This window comes from Crassaminicella profunda (assembly GCF_019884785.1).
Classification (GTDB): domain Bacteria; phylum Bacillota; class Clostridia; order Peptostreptococcales; family Thermotaleaceae; genus Crassaminicella; species Crassaminicella profunda.
In genome coordinates this window covers 120,434-135,039 of sequence record NZ_CP082326.1, presented here as the reverse complement: position 1 = coordinate 135,039, position 14,606 = coordinate 120,434, and the positions used below count along the sequence as shown (strand labels likewise).

Here is a 14,606-nt window from a genome sequence, read left to right as displayed (position 1 = left end):
ATTTTTTGTCGAATTTGTCAATATCTTTTTTGTATCTTTTTTAATAGATATTCCACTAAATGTTCTAGAAGTTTCAGGTAATGTTTTAATATTCATTACTTATTTCTTTGTAACTCCTTATTCGACATTCGCCAAATTTCTTTTTTGTTAACACTTATCGTTTATTGGCGACAGGTATTATCATACCGTATTCATCCTATTAAATCAAGTGGTAATTTATAGTAGTGACAAATTTAGAATAAAACAAACAACTTATTCTCATACTATAAAATGATTAATCCTACATAGTGAAAGGAAACAGATCAATGATTATTATTTTAATAAGAACGGTATTATTGTACCTATTTGTTTTATTTTGTATAAGATTGATGGGAAAGGGAGAACTTAGTGAGATGCAACCCTTTGAGTTAGTCATCCTCCTTATGATTTCGGAGCTTGCATCTTTACCTATGGAAAATACTGCATTGCCCCTAGTAAACGGTTTTACAGCTATTATTGCTTTATTATTCATTCAAGTTGTTCTGTCCTATATAACTTTAAAAAGTGAGAAAGCTAGAGGACTCATCTGCGGTAAGCCTAGTATACTAATCAATCATGGAAATATTAACGAAAAGGAAATGAAGCGTTTAAGAATCAATATGAATGATTTGATTGAACAAATGAGAGTAAAAAATTATTATAATCTTTCAGATGTTGAATTTGCAATACTAGAAACTAATGGTGATTTGAGCATCATTCCTAAATCACAGAAGAAAACTGTAACTTTAGAAGATATGCATATAACCCCATCTTATGATGGACTCCCTGTTACTTTGATTATTGATGGCCATATTAATGATGAGAATCTAAAAAAAATCAGTTGCTCAAAAGATTGGCTTCTATCTCAGATAAAAACAAAAGGAGTTAGACACCCTAAAGAAGTTTTATTCTGTTATGCAGATGCCACTAAAGAGATTTATGTTCATAAAAAGGATGAGGTGTAATCATTTATGAGAGTATTAATCATTGCAACATTAGCAGTTCTTTTAGTTATTGGTGGATGGGCCCTTCTATATGATACCATTAACGATGGTTTTACTGATCTTACGAATACTTTGAGCAAGGTTAGTGAAAATATCGAAACTCAAGATTGGCAAATAGCCTATGCAAAACTATCTAAAACCAATGAAAAATGGCAAAGTCTAAAAGACTTTCTTCCTTTATTTGTAGATCATCGTGAAATTCATAAAATTGATTTAATCATGACAAGAGCAAATATTTATTTAAAGAAAAAAAATACACCTCTATCTCTTGCAGAAATAGAGGCCTTAAAAGCAATGCTTACTATGTTAAAAGATGAAGAAGTCCCTAATTTGATCAACATTCTATAGGATTTAAAATTTTAATTGTCCTACTAGTTCTTTGATAGAAGTATATTCTTTTCTTTTAAGATATTCTTCTATCCCTTTTAGGACTTCCATACTCACCATTGGGTTTACAAAATTTGCTGTACCTATAGATACAGCCCATGCTCCTGCTAAGAAAAATTCTATAGCATCTTTATCATTCATAATTCCACCCATACCGATAATAGGAATGTTTACTGCCTTTGAAACTTCATACACCATACGAACAGCTACAGGCTTTACTGCTGGTCCTGATAAACCTCCTATTCCTCTTGCAAGAATAGGCTTTTGCTTCTCTATATCAATGCCCATTCCAATTAAGGTATTGATAAGAGAAAGACAATCTGCTCCTCCACTTTCTGCAGAAACTCCAATTTCTTTTATATCAGATACATTTGGACTTAATTTGACAATTAAATACTTATCACTGTTTTCCTTTACCTTCCTCGTTACTTTATGAACCATCTCTGGATCTCTTCCAAATGCTACTCCTCCTTCTTTCACATTTGGACAAGATATATTTAGTTCTAATGCATCTACTGATGTTTTAGATAATTTCTCTGCCATTTTACAATATTCTTCAATGGTATTTCCATTAATATTTGCAATAATTTTTGTATCATACTGAGATAAATTTGGAAGCTCCTCTTTGATAAAATAATCTACCCCTGGATTTTGAAGTCCTACACTATTAATCATTCCCATAGGCGTTTCAACAACTCTTGGAGTAGGATTTCCTTGTCTTTCTTCAAGGGTAAGCCCCTTTACAGCAATTGCTCCAATTTTATTTAAATCTACGTATTCCCCATATTCTCTGCCAAATCCAAAGGTCCCAGATGCAACTGTAACAGGATTTTTTAACACTAACCCATTTAAATCTACGCTCATATCAATCTTATTCATGAAACATCACCTCATCTCCTGAAAATACAGGTCCATCTTTACATGTTCTCACATGCTTTACACCATCCTCACTCTTTACCTTACAGGTGCACACTAAACATGCCCCTACCCCACAAGCCATTCTTTCTTCAATAGATAGTTGAGATTTCACTTTATATTCAGTAGCAATTTCTTGCACTTTTTTTAGCATGATCTCTGGACCACAACTATATATAATATCTACTTTATCATTCTCTAACTTTGTTTTTAATAAGTCCGTAACATATCCTTTATATCCAGCGCTTCCATCTTCCGTAGCAACCTTTACATCTTTCACATAATCCTTAAAAGCTTCTACAAGATAAGGTGTATCTTTATACCCTAATAATACAGTTACCTGTTTTTCTTTTAAGTTTTTTACAAGTTCAAGAAGGGGAGCTGTACCAATTCCTCCACCAATGACGATAACATTTTTCCCTTCATCTATAGTAAATCCATTTCCTAAAGGTCCTAATACATCTAATATCTCTCCTTTTTTTCTATCACATAAAAGAGAGGTTCCTTCTCCCGCTTTTCTTACTACTATCCCTACTCTATCTTTTTGTACCATACTAATACTAATAGGTCTTCTTAGTAAATAAGCATCCGAACATTTTATGTGTAAAAATTGTCCTGGTTTTATATCCCCAAATCCATCTACTCTTTCCATTTCGATTTTATGAATACTTGGTGCAATCTCTATATTCTCAAGTATTTTACAATATAAATTTTTTTTCAAAATTTCCCCTCCTCATACAATTAATTCATACTATTTGTTCATATCTTTTTTAGTAGTAACATTTTTTATTTAATTCTAATGCTTTATTGATAGCATCTCTCATTTTTAACGCTTCCGCTCTTGCCGCTTGTCCATATTTTTCTTCAGTATATCCATCTTTTTTGTATGCAAATATAATTCCTCTTGATGAATTAATCACAGCTCCTAACCCGTCTTCATTAAAGCAATGAATAATATCCTCTGCTGTACCTCCTTGTGCCCCATATCCTGGTACAAGAAAATATGTTCTTGGCATTTTCTTTCTTAAGGCTTTAGATTGTTCTGGATAAGTTGCCCCAACAACAGCTCCTACTGAAGTATATCCACATTCTCCTAGTGTTTGCTTTCCTAGCTCATCTACTAATTCTGCTACCACTTCATATATTTTTTTCCCTTCTACCTCTAAATCCTGAAGTTGACCAGATCCTTTATTAGAAGTTTTTACAAGTACAAACATTCCTCGACCTTTTTCATTAATCTCTTTTATAAACTCTTCTAATGTATCCCCACCCATGTATGGATTAACAGTAATGCTGTCTACAGCAAAGGTTTCATGGATTGTTCCTTCTACATTTACATTTCCTAAATGAGCATTAGAATACGCAGCAGACGTACTTCCGATGTCTCCTCTTTTTGTATCTCCAATCACCAATAGCCCCTTTTGTTTTGCATATTTACAAGTTTCCATATATGCTCTTAACCCTTCTAATCCATACTGCTCATAAAAAGCAATCTGAGGCTTCACTGCTGGTACAATATCATATACATAATCGATAATTTCTTTATTGAATTCTAATATAGCTTCAGCTACAGCCTTTAGGGTCTTTCCATATTCTTTAAAATATTTATCTTTTACAACGCCTGGAATACTTTCAATTCTAGGGTCTAATCCTACAACCACATTACTTTTCTTTTCCTTTATCACTCTTATTAATTCATCAATAAACATACTTTTTCCTCCTTTTTTTACCATAAAAAGTCTTTTATTTACACAAAAAAACCTTCTACCAGAGGCAGAAGGGTACAATCATCCTATAAAAATGTAGCACCTTGCTTACATTTTTTTCATCCCGTCCTTTCCGGCCTCTCTGGACCAAATTAAAGGCATCAATATTCATTTTTATTATGTTATCATATAATTTTAGTTATTGTCAACTTATTCTTCATCCAAAAAATCAAATATATTATCCTTATCACTATGAATGAATTCATATAAAAGAGAATGATCTAAGTCTATTTTTTCTTCTAACTCCAAAACTTGTCCAAATTCACTTTCCATCAAATAATCTTGTATTTCTCTTATTTTCTCCTGATGATAAGCTGCTGCTATTAATTGATCCCCTGTGGTAATATAGTATACCCCATATACATCTTCGTTTAAATAATAGGTCTGTCTATTTACATGAGCATTTGTAGGATAAAATTCTGTATACAAATATCCTAACTCATAGCTATTTTTCATAGCATGACGTTTTTCATTTGCTAATAGTTTGATTAGTTTCCCCATATCCTTTACATGATAAACGAGCAAATATTCCTTTCTCATAAGGGCAAATGCTGCTTCTGTACTAGTGATTTTCATCATAGATTTTATTTGTGCATCTTCTACCTTAAGACCATTCTCAGTCTCTATCAATCTTATTTCCGATACTACCATTTTATATTTTTTCTCAATATCTATCAAAGATTCCGTAAGATAAAAAATGCCTTTGCTATCTTCATTGATTTCAATAATATTTTTTAATAAGGTAGAGGGTCTATTTACTACCTTGTAGTCTATATCCTTTGATAATAAATAATCTACTGCCTCTTCATCTTTCCCCACACAGCGCATAATATAATAATTAATCAGCTGAAATGGAGATACGATATCTTCACAAAGTTTCTCATATAAATTACTCTTTTCCTCTTTAGATAAACAAACTTCATCCTTTAGTAAAAATTCATATTCCCACTCAGACTCTGGCAAAGGCTCCTTCCATGCTTCATTCTTCTTAACATAACTTTGTATAATATATTTTGCCTCCCGCTCATTAACAGGAACGAATTTTCCACCAAGGCCTCCCATCATTCTGCCTTTGATTTTCTCTATTTTAATCGTATCTTCACCATACACACTCTCATAATCATCCAATCCATATTCCTCTGCATCTAAATGAAAAAACTGATAAAAAAGCTTTCCATCTTTCCTTTCCCATTTGATCCAAAGTCCTATAACACCCATAAGTCTTGTATCTGTTACATATCCTTCTAAAAAATCATATTCTATGTCAATAGGATCATATTTCGTTCCTTTAATGACTTTAAATTTTTTGTCCATTTTAATCTCCTTCTAACCCTGTTATGAATAAGTCACTATATTTTCAATGTTTTTAATATCTTTTTCTTTTCTATCCTATTTTACCACAAATTTTAAAAATTAAAATAAACATGAAAATACAGGATAAAACTTCTATCCTGCATTCAATATACCGCACTCTATTTTATAATCTTTTCAATAAAGACTGTACATATTTCTATTTGGCATTCTTCCAATTACGTTTCAACTCAATTATTGTATTATCACTCTGAGCCACTTTCATGGTCAAATTGTTAACATCAAACTGTATTTTATCCAATGGTCTCTAACTTATCATTTACAACTTCTCTTGAATCATATAAAGCCCTAATCTTATCTGAAATTTCACTTTCTATTGTAGTTTCTAGTTTTTTTATTGATTTTCTATTTTCACCTATTTCATATTTGAGCTCTTTTTTTGTTTCTTGAAGTTCTACATATATCTTTTCTAATAGATTAATTATTTTATTATTATCACTCATTATATTCACCGCCTACATTTTAAATTAATTCCATTTTAACATCAAATTAGTTTTAACTCAAATTTATAACTTTGCAGTCCCCTTAATGTCTTAACCATAAAGTATATGATATAATGAGTATATTATTTTTCAATTTTAAATCAAATAGGAGTGATCATATTTTGGAACCAATAAAAATGCCAAAATACGCAGTTGAATGGAACAATTTGCTACTCATCTATAAATTCGCTTTAAGCGAAGTAAACACTAAACTAAATATACTAAATGATGAATTTCAGTTTATTCATTCCCATAACCCCATTGAACACATTAAATCCCGTGTGAAAACCACCGACAGTATTGTATCCAAGTTAAAGAGAAAAGGTCATGAAGTAAGCCTTGAGAATGCACAAAAATATATCCATGATATTGCTGGAATCAGGATTATTTGCTCCTTTACATCCGATATTTATACTATCTATGAATTAATAGAAAAGCAAAGTGATGTAAACATTATCCAGATAAAGGATTACATCAAAAATCCAAAGCCAAATGGTTATCAAAGTTTGCATCTCATCGTAGAAATCCCAGTATTTCTATCTGATCGAACAGCCCCTGTCAAGGTGGAAATCCAAATTCGAACCATCGCCATGGACTTTTGGGCAAGCCTTGAACATAAGATTTTTTATAAATTCAACAAATTTGTTCCAGAGGGTATCACAGAACAATTAAAGGAATGTGCTGATGTCATCACCCATCTTGATTATAGAATGCTAGATATAAAGAATAAAATGGCACAATATAAGTAACCCGTAAAATTTTTGTATAAGAATAAATACCTCTTGGCTATACGCTACCAAGAGGTATTTTAAGCACTACTGAATTAATTCCATTACGGCACCTTTTATAGTCTCTAATTGATCTTTGCTATCCTTTAAACTCTCGCCCATAACAGAAAAATAGATTTTCACCTTCGGCTCCGTTCCAGATGGTCTTACACAGAACCAGCTTTCATCTGTGAAAGTAAAGTGGAGTACATTAGATTTTGGAAGTGTGATTTCCTCTTCTTCTCCTGTTATAAAATCTATTCCTTTACTACTCTTATAATCTCTAAACACCTTTACAGCTTTTCCTGCTATATTTTTAGGTGTATGTTCTCTTAGATTCTCTAATATACTTTGGATCTTTTCAATGCCAGCTTTTCCCTTTAAGGTAATGGATACTAAATCTTCTTGATAATAACCATATTTTTCATATAAACTAAGGAGTCCATCATAAAGGGTCATACCCTTACTCTTATAATAAGCTGCCATTTCACAAATTAGCATTGAAGCAATTACCGCATCCTTATCCCTTACAAAGGTACCTGCTAAATAACCATAGCTTTCTTCATAACCAAATAAAAAGGTTTTATCTTTATTCTCTTCAAACTCTTTGATCTTCTCTCCAATAAATTTAAACCCAGTCAAAGTATCTAAAGTTTCTACTCCAAAGGATTTTGCAATTTTTTCACCCATTCTACTAGTAACAATGGTTTTTACAATGGCCCCATTTTCAGGAATACTATCCTTTTCCTTCATACTAGATAATAAATAATCTATCAGCAAAGCTCCTGTTTGATTCCCTGTCAATACCTGATACTTTCCTTCAGCATTTTTCACAACGACTCCTACTCGATCACAATCAGGATCAGTCCCTAATATCAAATCTGCACCATTTTCTTCTGCCAACTTTAATGCTAATGTAAAAGCCTCATGCTCCTCAGGATTTGGAGATTTCACAGTAGAAAAGTTTGCATCAGCCTCAGTCTGCTCTTTTACCACCATCACATTTTCAAAGCCTATTTCACCTAAAACTCTTCTTACAGGCATATTTCCAGTACCATGAAGTGGGGTATAGATAATTTTCAACTCCTTCATGCTATCTATAACATCTTTTCTTACTACTAAACCTTTTACCTTCTCTATGTACTTTTTATCTACTTCCTCACCAATGATCTCTAAAAGCCCTTTATCTAAAGCTTGATCTTTATCCATAACCTTCACATCTGCATAATCTTGAATCACTTGTATCTCTTCTATAACCTTCTCAGCTATAGCAGGCACAATCTGTCCTCCATCTTCTCCATAAACCTTATATCCATTATATTCTGGCGGGTTATGACTCGCAGTAACAACAATTCCTCCAGCGCAGCCAAGCTCTCTTACTGAAAATGATAGTTCCGGAGTCGTTCTTAAACTTTCAAATAAATACGCTTTAATCCCATTGGCATTTAATACAAGAGCAGCAGTTTGTGCAAATTCAGCTGATTTATGACGGCAATCATACGCAATCACCACCCCTTTATTTTTCGCATCTTTAACTTCTTTTAATAAATAATTAGCAAGGCCTTGTGTGGCTTTCCCAACAACGTATCTATTAATTCGGTTGATCCCTGCTCCAATGATTCCTCTTAGACCACCTGTACCAAATTCTAATTCTTTATAAAAACGTTCTTCTATTTCTTTTTCATCATTTTCTATATTTTTTAATTCTACTTTTGTTTCTTCATCAAAGTATGGGTTGTTTAACCAATAATCATATTGTTCTCTATAGTTCATCTCTTTCTCCCCCTTGTTTAATCATTTCATTATTCAGATTTTTATAATCACAGTATCTATTTTAACATGAAAATAAAGTTTTTCATAAAAAAACAGCTTCAATCCCATCTTTAAATAAGACTAAAGCCATCTACATTATTCTTCACTAGCTACTACCTGTTCAAACTGAACTGATAGGCACTCTTTAATCTAATGCTTTTCTTTATCTATTTCTTTCTTTATTTTCTGTATGGATTCTAAAGATAAGCCAGATGCTTCCATCAACATTTCTTCATTTGCACCTAAAGTTAACAGCTTCTTAATTATATCTATTTTACCTTTTTCCATCCCTTTTTCCATCCCTTTTTCCATCCCTTTTTCTATGCCTTTTTCCTCTGCAAATTCGATGAATTTAAACATTCTAACCACCTCCCAAATTTTTTCTAACTCTTCTCTTTTTACAATCTTATCACTAGCTACTAAGGTCATTGCAATCATCTTTTCTTTTAAAGTTATATCCCTATCTAGTTTACTTTCTATTTCTACTGTTTCTTTAAGCACTTCTAATTTTTTTCTTTTACTTCCCATTAGGGGTATAAATATCAATTCTAATTCGTTGACCTCTTCATTATTCGCAATCTTAGATTTAATCTCTTCTATTTTTGCATCACCATCTATTTGAGATAAATCAACAACTACAGTTTCATATTTCATAGCTCCTATATCAAAATATGCATTCTCATAATTGACTTTATTAATACATAAAACGATTGTTTTAATATTCTTTTCATATCTATTAAATAATTTTAAATCATAATTTGCAAAACGAATCAAATCTTTTTTCGATAAATCTACTTCTTCCTCTAAATGAAGAATACTTCCATCCTCTAACAAAAAATTTAAATCCATTCTGTTTTCTTTTGTCTCAATCTCTGAAAATTCCGTTTCAATGAATCTTTCTATTTTAGGCATATGTAGATTCAAAAAATCTAATGCCTTATTATGAAATATACTAAGTGCATCTTTAAAGACTTTATCATAATTTTGATAATTGATGTCTATCTTATTCATAAAATACTCCTTTGCTATTTCCCTTTATACATGTATTATACCATATATTACATATCTCTAAAATAAATCAAATAGCTTAACACAATGTAAATTATTCCATATACACTTTCTCTTAATAGAAAAAGTCTCAACCCTATCTTTAAATCAATGTTAAAGAATAACTTCAATCCCATCTTCAAATAGAACTAAAGCTATTTACATTTAGCTAAAAGACAGGCACTAGGGCTGTTATCTTCTACACTCTTTACAAAGACCCTCTTGTAAACCATCTATATCATCTACTAAAATCTTAACTTTATATATTTTTCCTGCTATAGCTTCCAAACTTGCTTGAATTAATTTTAGATACCTAGCTTCGATCAGTCCTTTTGAGAAATCATTAGGAACAGATATAGTTATATCATCTTGATTGTTTCCTAAAAATTTTATATTTTTAATCCAAGTATTAAAACTAACTTCTGTAAGTTCTGCTTTAATCAATTCTATAGCCTTGTTCCAAACATCTTTAAATTCTGAATCATATATTCTATAAAAATCAGGCTTAATTTTATCATTACTAGGTACTAATCTTTTATCTATATAATATTCCTTAGACTTTACAGTTTCAAGTTTTTTAAGCCTTTCATCTATACTATCAACCGTTTCTTTTATACCACGTATTTCCATAAGTATTTCATCCAATATTTTCTCCATAAAAGACCTCACTCTCTATGTATACTTATTTTCACTAATAGTCTCTTCATCTATAGTAAATAATTTTCCCCACTCTATCAATATGCTCCTTCAATTCTTTATGATTTAAATGTGTATAGTCTACAATATCAAAAAAATATGGTAATGGTCCTTGATCCTCTAGCATTGCATGCAATCTTGATAAAGTATCAAATGTTATATAATCACCATAAATAGCAATATCCACATCTGAGCCTTTCTTATAATTCCCCTTAGCTCTAGACCCAAAAATCGCAGCCTTCTCTATTTCAGTAAATTTTCCTATAGCCTTTTTTATATAATCTAGGTCAGATTCTCTTAACCCAAACTTCATGATAATTCCTCCAGCTTCAAACAAAGTTCCTTAATCATTTTATAGTATTTTTTTCTTATCAATTCTTCTGCTTCTGTTGCTTTTTCTTCATCATAAGTATAAGCCATTAGATTCCTTTTTTCTAATGCATCAATCCAAATATGTCCCTCATCAATCAACTGTGTTTGAAAAGCTGTTTTTATTGCTTTTCTAGGACTTTTCACATCAAAGCCCTCTTGTTCTAAATAATCTTTCATAGTTTTCCAAGCTAATTCAAAGGTATACTCAAAACATTGTATTAATCCTTGGACTTCAAATTTATTCAATTCCTCTTTTTCAATAAATTCCGTTAACTGCCTAGCCGCTTTTATTAAATTAGAGAATCTCTGTTTCCATCTCATATCAATATTCATCTATACCACCAACCTTCTTATTTCTTTGACATATGTACTATTATTATATCATGTTTGTCCTTCTGTCATAATAAAAAATAGCTTCAATCCCATCTTCAAATAGAACTAAAGCCATCTACATTATTCTTCACTAGCTGCTACCTGTTTATATACCTCATTTAACAAACCATTTTTCATCAAATCAGCTAAATATGCTTTAAAATCAGTCTTCCATATAGAACACGTATGATAATGACTTTCTTCTCCATCTCTTCTACCAAATAAAAAACAATATAGTTATCTACCATGAGCTTACGATAGCCTTTATTCTTTAAATATTCATCAGCTACGAAATTGCAAGAAAACGGCAATTCTTTCAATCTCATAATACTTGTTTCCATTCTTTCAAGTAAATTATCTGCCTCATTTTGGGCAAATAGCTTACTAGAAATATAGCTGTAAATCTCCTTTAAGTCATCATTTGCTTTTGGAGTAAATTTAATATTGTAATTATTTTCTAACATACTTATTTCTTAGTTCTTTAAAAACATCCTCTGCATCTAAAAGTAACTCACCGTTTTTAATTTGAAGTTCTGCTTCTGCAAGTTTTTTATAAAGATCTACTTTAGCTATCTCTCGTTCATATGTCTCTATACTCATAACAACCAAATCACCGTATCCATTCTTTGTTATGAAAATTGGTTCCTTGTTACTATGACATAGTTCTGAAATCTCAGTTGTATTTCTTAAATCTTTTATAGGTCTAATCTGAGGCATAACATCATCTCCTTCGTTCAATATTATGCTTTAATTATAGCATGATTATGTCTTTCTCACAATAATATACTCTCCTGCAAATATTTCCTCTGTAACTTTCCCTTTTTTCCATTTTCCTGCGGAGCATTTTGAGCATAAAAAAAACACCTCTTAGCTTCATTTTGCCAAAAGGTATCTCTCTTTATTCAATAAGTTAATAAGTTAAAAAATCTGCACAAACACCACCCATCTTTTCACCATAATAAATATTCATTTTATAATGATTTTATTATATCATTATAAATTTAAAAATCCAATTTTGTTTTCTTTATTTCAATCCCAGCAAAAAAGAGCGAACTTACCCCAAAAAGGTTAGTTCTCCCTTTTGAATATTTCCAGAATATTCGATAAGTAAATGAGTTGATAACAGGCACCAACGCTTCTTTTCCCTAATTAATTAACTCTTTTTTTAATTCTTCTACTTGTTCTCTTTTAAGTTCTGTAACATCAACAATATCCTCTATTGAATCTCCACGTCTAAGCATTTTTTTAGCTATTCGTATTGCTCTTTCATTAGCTCCTTCTTCTCTTCCCTTTTCTCTTCCTTTTTGTGTATAGTGTATTTTCCTTATATCATCAATTGTCATATCCAATACACCTCCCATTACTTTTTTATATTCCTCATACTTACTATCTAACACTTCATCTTGAATCAAAAATAAATATTCTAAAAAATCTACCAAAGCCTTTATCTGATCATCATTTTTGACTTTGTTATAATTTTTAAGTTCTTCTGCTAATGCTATTTTCGCCTTATATATTTCTTCATCTGCCACACCTATTTCTAATAATCTTTTTGCCATCTTAAAAACTAGTTTTAATGGATTATCCTCACTTATATTTTCAAGTCTTATCTTCTCCACATCTATCGTTTTAAAATTATAAATAAGTATCTCTTTTTCCATTTCTGGCAGTTTATATACATATCTTTGATCTTTTCCTCTATCCCCTTTATACGTATAGATAGCTGCTGCTACTATTTCTGAATTGTCTTCATATTTATATCTAAATTTATCCCATATCCTATAAAAATACCTAAACATCCGTTCTCCAAAGACTTCATATCCGCTACTATAACTTTGTACTTCTACATGTATAAATAATATTTTACTTCCCTCATCTTTTAATCTTACTTTTATGATTTTATCAGATATAATCTTTTCACTACGATCCTTATCAAATATTTCCTTTTGAATCTCTTTTAATTCGTTATCTAAAGATTCTGTTCCTAACTCCCATACAATTTTGTCAAATAATTCTGGAAATAGTAGCTCTACAATTTCCACTTCAAAAGCTTCTAATATTGATTTCCATGCTGCATCAAAATCATGCTTCTTTACCAAATGTTTTCACGTCCTTTTATGCGTCTATTACTTGATTACTTTACTTTTATTATATCAAATTTTTAATGATATTTATACTAAATATAGCTTTTTCAAGATAACATTAAACTTATTTTCGATGTAATAAAATCACAATTTTATTCTCTTTATTTCAATTTCAAACAAAAAAAGAGCGAACTCACCTCAAAAAGGTTTATTCTCTCTTTGACTATTTTTCAGAATATTTAATAAGTAAATGAGTTGACAACAGGCACCAAGGTTGTTTCTCGGTTAGTTCCTGCTCCAATAATTCCACGCAATCCACCTGTTCCAAATTCTAATTCTTTATAAAAACGTTCTTCTATTTCTTTTTCATCATTTTCTATATTTTTTAATTCTACTTTTGTTTCTTCATCAAAGTATAGGTTGTTTAACCAATAATCATATTGTTCTCTATAGCTCATCTCATTGTCTCCCCTCGTTCAATCATTTCATTATTCAGATTTTTATAATCACTGTATTTATTTTAACATAAAAAATAGCTTTAATTCTATTCGTAAATAGAACTAAAGCTACAATAACTGAACTAATGGACACTATTTCATCCACCTTTGAATTTCCTCAAACTTGCTATCTACTGTATATATTTATCATCTTCCACACTATTCAATAATTCCGAAACTGATTCAACTTTTCTAAATGGTGCATATTCTCCATATACCCTTTTCACTGAATCATAACTAACCCCACATAAAATTCCTAATTGATACCCTTTTTTTCTATTCTCCCTCATTATTTCAACCGCTTCTTTTCTAGTTGTTTCTAATATTACTGTACCTGAAGTTCCTACTCTTCTTGCAAATAAATAAGCTCGATTCATATTCTATTCACCTCCAACTCTTGGAAATACGATTTCAAATAGATAATCTATAAATGACATTTCAATTTCATTTGGCTTTAATGGCAATTTATAGAACCATTCTCTAAGGGATAAAGAGTGATTAATAGCTTCTTTTGATAATCCTCTTTTATAAATAACCTCATGAGTATAAAAATTCAATAAAGCATCTATTCTTGTCCAAAACTGAATTTCTATTGGAAATGCTTTAGGATTTTCTTTGAAGTAAACATGTATTCCTCTATACCCATCATCAGGATTTTTAGGAGTATCATAAAAATTTATCATCTCTAATTTAGTATATTCTATGTTACTACATAATTCACATACGCTTTTGGCTATTTCATCTTTATTTAAATTAGTTATAACTCTTATGCCTATAATATCATTACATACTTTTCGTAACGGTCTTTTCTTATCAATATTTTTAATCCACTTACCATATAATGATCTTTCTGCTTTAATTCTATATAAAATTTCTGTCTTATGTGATTTTTCTTCATTATTATATTTATAAATAAATTGATCAAGTTCTTCTAATGAACTTTCAACCGTATCAATATAATTTAGTATTTCATCATAAACCTTATCAAAATCAAATTTATCAATAGTCTTTTTAAA

18 protein-coding genes and 1 pseudogene are annotated in these 14,606 nt (G+C 30.6%); 3 read left to right on the top strand and 16 right to left on the bottom strand.

Annotation, left to right across the window (positions count from 1 at the left end; all coding sequences use genetic code 11):
- Positions 1-305: 305 nt before the first annotated feature.
- Positions 306-983 carry a YetF domain-containing protein gene (locus tag K7H06_RS00605; RefSeq protein WP_223038083.1) on the top strand — a complete coding sequence of 226 codons (678 nt, stop codon included), beginning with the start codon at positions 306-308 and terminating at the stop codon, positions 981-983.
- Between the two features lie 6 nt (positions 984-989).
- Entirely contained in the window at positions 990-1,370 is a 381-nt protein-coding gene (locus K7H06_RS00600; RefSeq protein WP_223038082.1) for a DUF4363 family protein, read from the top strand.
- A 3-nt stretch (positions 1,371-1,373) separates the two neighbouring features.
- Here K7H06_RS00600 and K7H06_RS00595 read toward each other — a convergent pair whose 3' ends face one another.
- The 5 genes from K7H06_RS00595 to K7H06_RS00575 form a co-directional block, all read right to left on the bottom strand.
- Complete coding sequence (locus K7H06_RS00595; protein ID WP_223038081.1) at positions 1,374-2,288, bottom strand: dihydroorotate dehydrogenase; 915 nt, start codon at positions 2,286-2,288, stop codon at positions 1,374-1,376.
- Positions 2,281-3,045, bottom strand: a complete 765-nt coding sequence (locus K7H06_RS00590; RefSeq protein WP_246637597.1) for a dihydroorotate dehydrogenase electron transfer subunit — start codon at positions 3,043-3,045, stop codon at positions 2,281-2,283. The genes K7H06_RS00595 and K7H06_RS00590 overlap by 8 nt, the downstream gene beginning before the upstream one ends.
- Positions 3,046-3,094: 49 nt before the next feature.
- Positions 3,095-4,033, bottom strand: coding sequence for an orotidine-5'-phosphate decarboxylase (gene pyrF, locus K7H06_RS00585; RefSeq protein WP_223038080.1), 939 nt, complete (start codon positions 4,031-4,033; stop codon positions 3,095-3,097).
- Positions 4,034-4,240: 207 nt separating this feature from the next.
- Positions 4,241-5,404 (bottom strand): hypothetical protein, encoded by a 1,164-nt coding sequence (locus K7H06_RS00580; protein ID WP_223038079.1) that lies wholly within the window; start codon positions 5,402-5,404, stop codon positions 4,241-4,243.
- A gap of 290 nt (positions 5,405-5,694) precedes the next feature.
- Positions 5,695-5,904 (bottom strand): hypothetical protein, encoded by a 210-nt coding sequence (locus K7H06_RS00575; RefSeq protein WP_223038078.1) that lies wholly within the window; start codon positions 5,902-5,904, stop codon positions 5,695-5,697.
- 161 nt (positions 5,905-6,065) lie between these two features.
- Between K7H06_RS00575 and K7H06_RS00570 the strand changes: the two genes are divergently transcribed.
- A complete protein-coding gene (locus K7H06_RS00570) occupies positions 6,066-6,692 on the top strand; it encodes a GTP pyrophosphokinase (protein WP_343216802.1) in 627 nt (208 codons plus the stop codon).
- A 66-nt stretch (positions 6,693-6,758) separates the two neighbouring features.
- Here K7H06_RS00570 and K7H06_RS00565 read toward each other — a convergent pair whose 3' ends face one another.
- The 11 genes and pseudogenes from K7H06_RS00565 to K7H06_RS00515 all read right to left on the bottom strand — a co-directional run bounded on the left by K7H06_RS00565 (position 6,759) and on the right by K7H06_RS00515 (position 14,408).
- Complete coding sequence (locus tag K7H06_RS00565; RefSeq protein WP_223038077.1) at positions 6,759-8,483, bottom strand: phospho-sugar mutase; 1,725 nt, start codon at positions 8,481-8,483, stop codon at positions 6,759-6,761.
- Positions 8,484-8,672: 189 nt separating this feature from the next.
- Positions 8,673-9,533: an RpnC/YadD family protein gene (locus tag K7H06_RS00560; protein WP_223038076.1), complete on the bottom strand. Its 861-nt coding sequence runs from the start codon at positions 9,531-9,533 to the stop codon at positions 8,673-8,675.
- Positions 9,534-9,761: 228 nt separating this feature from the next.
- Complete coding sequence (locus tag K7H06_RS00555) at positions 9,762-10,226, bottom strand: DnaA N-terminal domain-containing protein (protein WP_223038075.1); 465 nt, start codon at positions 10,224-10,226, stop codon at positions 9,762-9,764.
- Positions 10,227-10,272: 46 nt separating this feature from the next.
- Complete coding sequence (locus tag K7H06_RS00550; RefSeq protein WP_223038074.1) at positions 10,273-10,578, bottom strand: nucleotidyltransferase family protein; 306 nt, start codon at positions 10,576-10,578, stop codon at positions 10,273-10,275.
- Positions 10,575-10,970: a nucleotidyltransferase substrate binding protein gene (locus tag K7H06_RS00545; RefSeq protein ID WP_223038073.1), complete on the bottom strand. Its 396-nt coding sequence runs from the start codon at positions 10,968-10,970 to the stop codon at positions 10,575-10,577. The genes K7H06_RS00550 and K7H06_RS00545 overlap by 4 nt, the downstream gene beginning before the upstream one ends.
- A gap of 185 nt (positions 10,971-11,155) precedes the next feature.
- A complete protein-coding gene (locus tag K7H06_RS00540; RefSeq protein ID WP_223038072.1) occupies positions 11,156-11,473 on the bottom strand; it encodes a type II toxin-antitoxin system RelE/ParE family toxin in 318 nt (105 codons plus the stop codon).
- Positions 11,460-11,726, bottom strand: a complete 267-nt coding sequence (locus K7H06_RS00535; protein WP_223038071.1) for a type II toxin-antitoxin system Phd/YefM family antitoxin — start codon at positions 11,724-11,726, stop codon at positions 11,460-11,462. The genes K7H06_RS00540 and K7H06_RS00535 overlap by 14 nt, the downstream gene beginning before the upstream one ends.
- A gap of 428 nt (positions 11,727-12,154) precedes the next feature.
- Positions 12,155-13,108, bottom strand: a complete 954-nt coding sequence (locus K7H06_RS00530; RefSeq protein WP_223038070.1) for an Rpn family recombination-promoting nuclease/putative transposase — start codon at positions 13,106-13,108, stop codon at positions 12,155-12,157.
- 266 nt (positions 13,109-13,374) lie between these two features.
- Positions 13,375-13,551: pseudogene (locus tag K7H06_RS00525) on the bottom strand (phospho-sugar mutase); the annotation flags it as partial.
- Positions 13,552-13,721: 170 nt separating this feature from the next.
- A complete protein-coding gene (locus K7H06_RS00520) occupies positions 13,722-13,967 on the bottom strand; it encodes a hypothetical protein (protein WP_223038069.1) in 246 nt (81 codons plus the stop codon).
- Positions 13,968-13,970: 3 nt separating this feature from the next.
- A complete protein-coding gene (locus K7H06_RS00515) occupies positions 13,971-14,408 on the bottom strand; it encodes a nucleotidyltransferase family protein (protein ID WP_246637734.1) in 438 nt (145 codons plus the stop codon).
- Between the last annotated feature and the right edge of the window lie 198 nt (positions 14,409-14,606).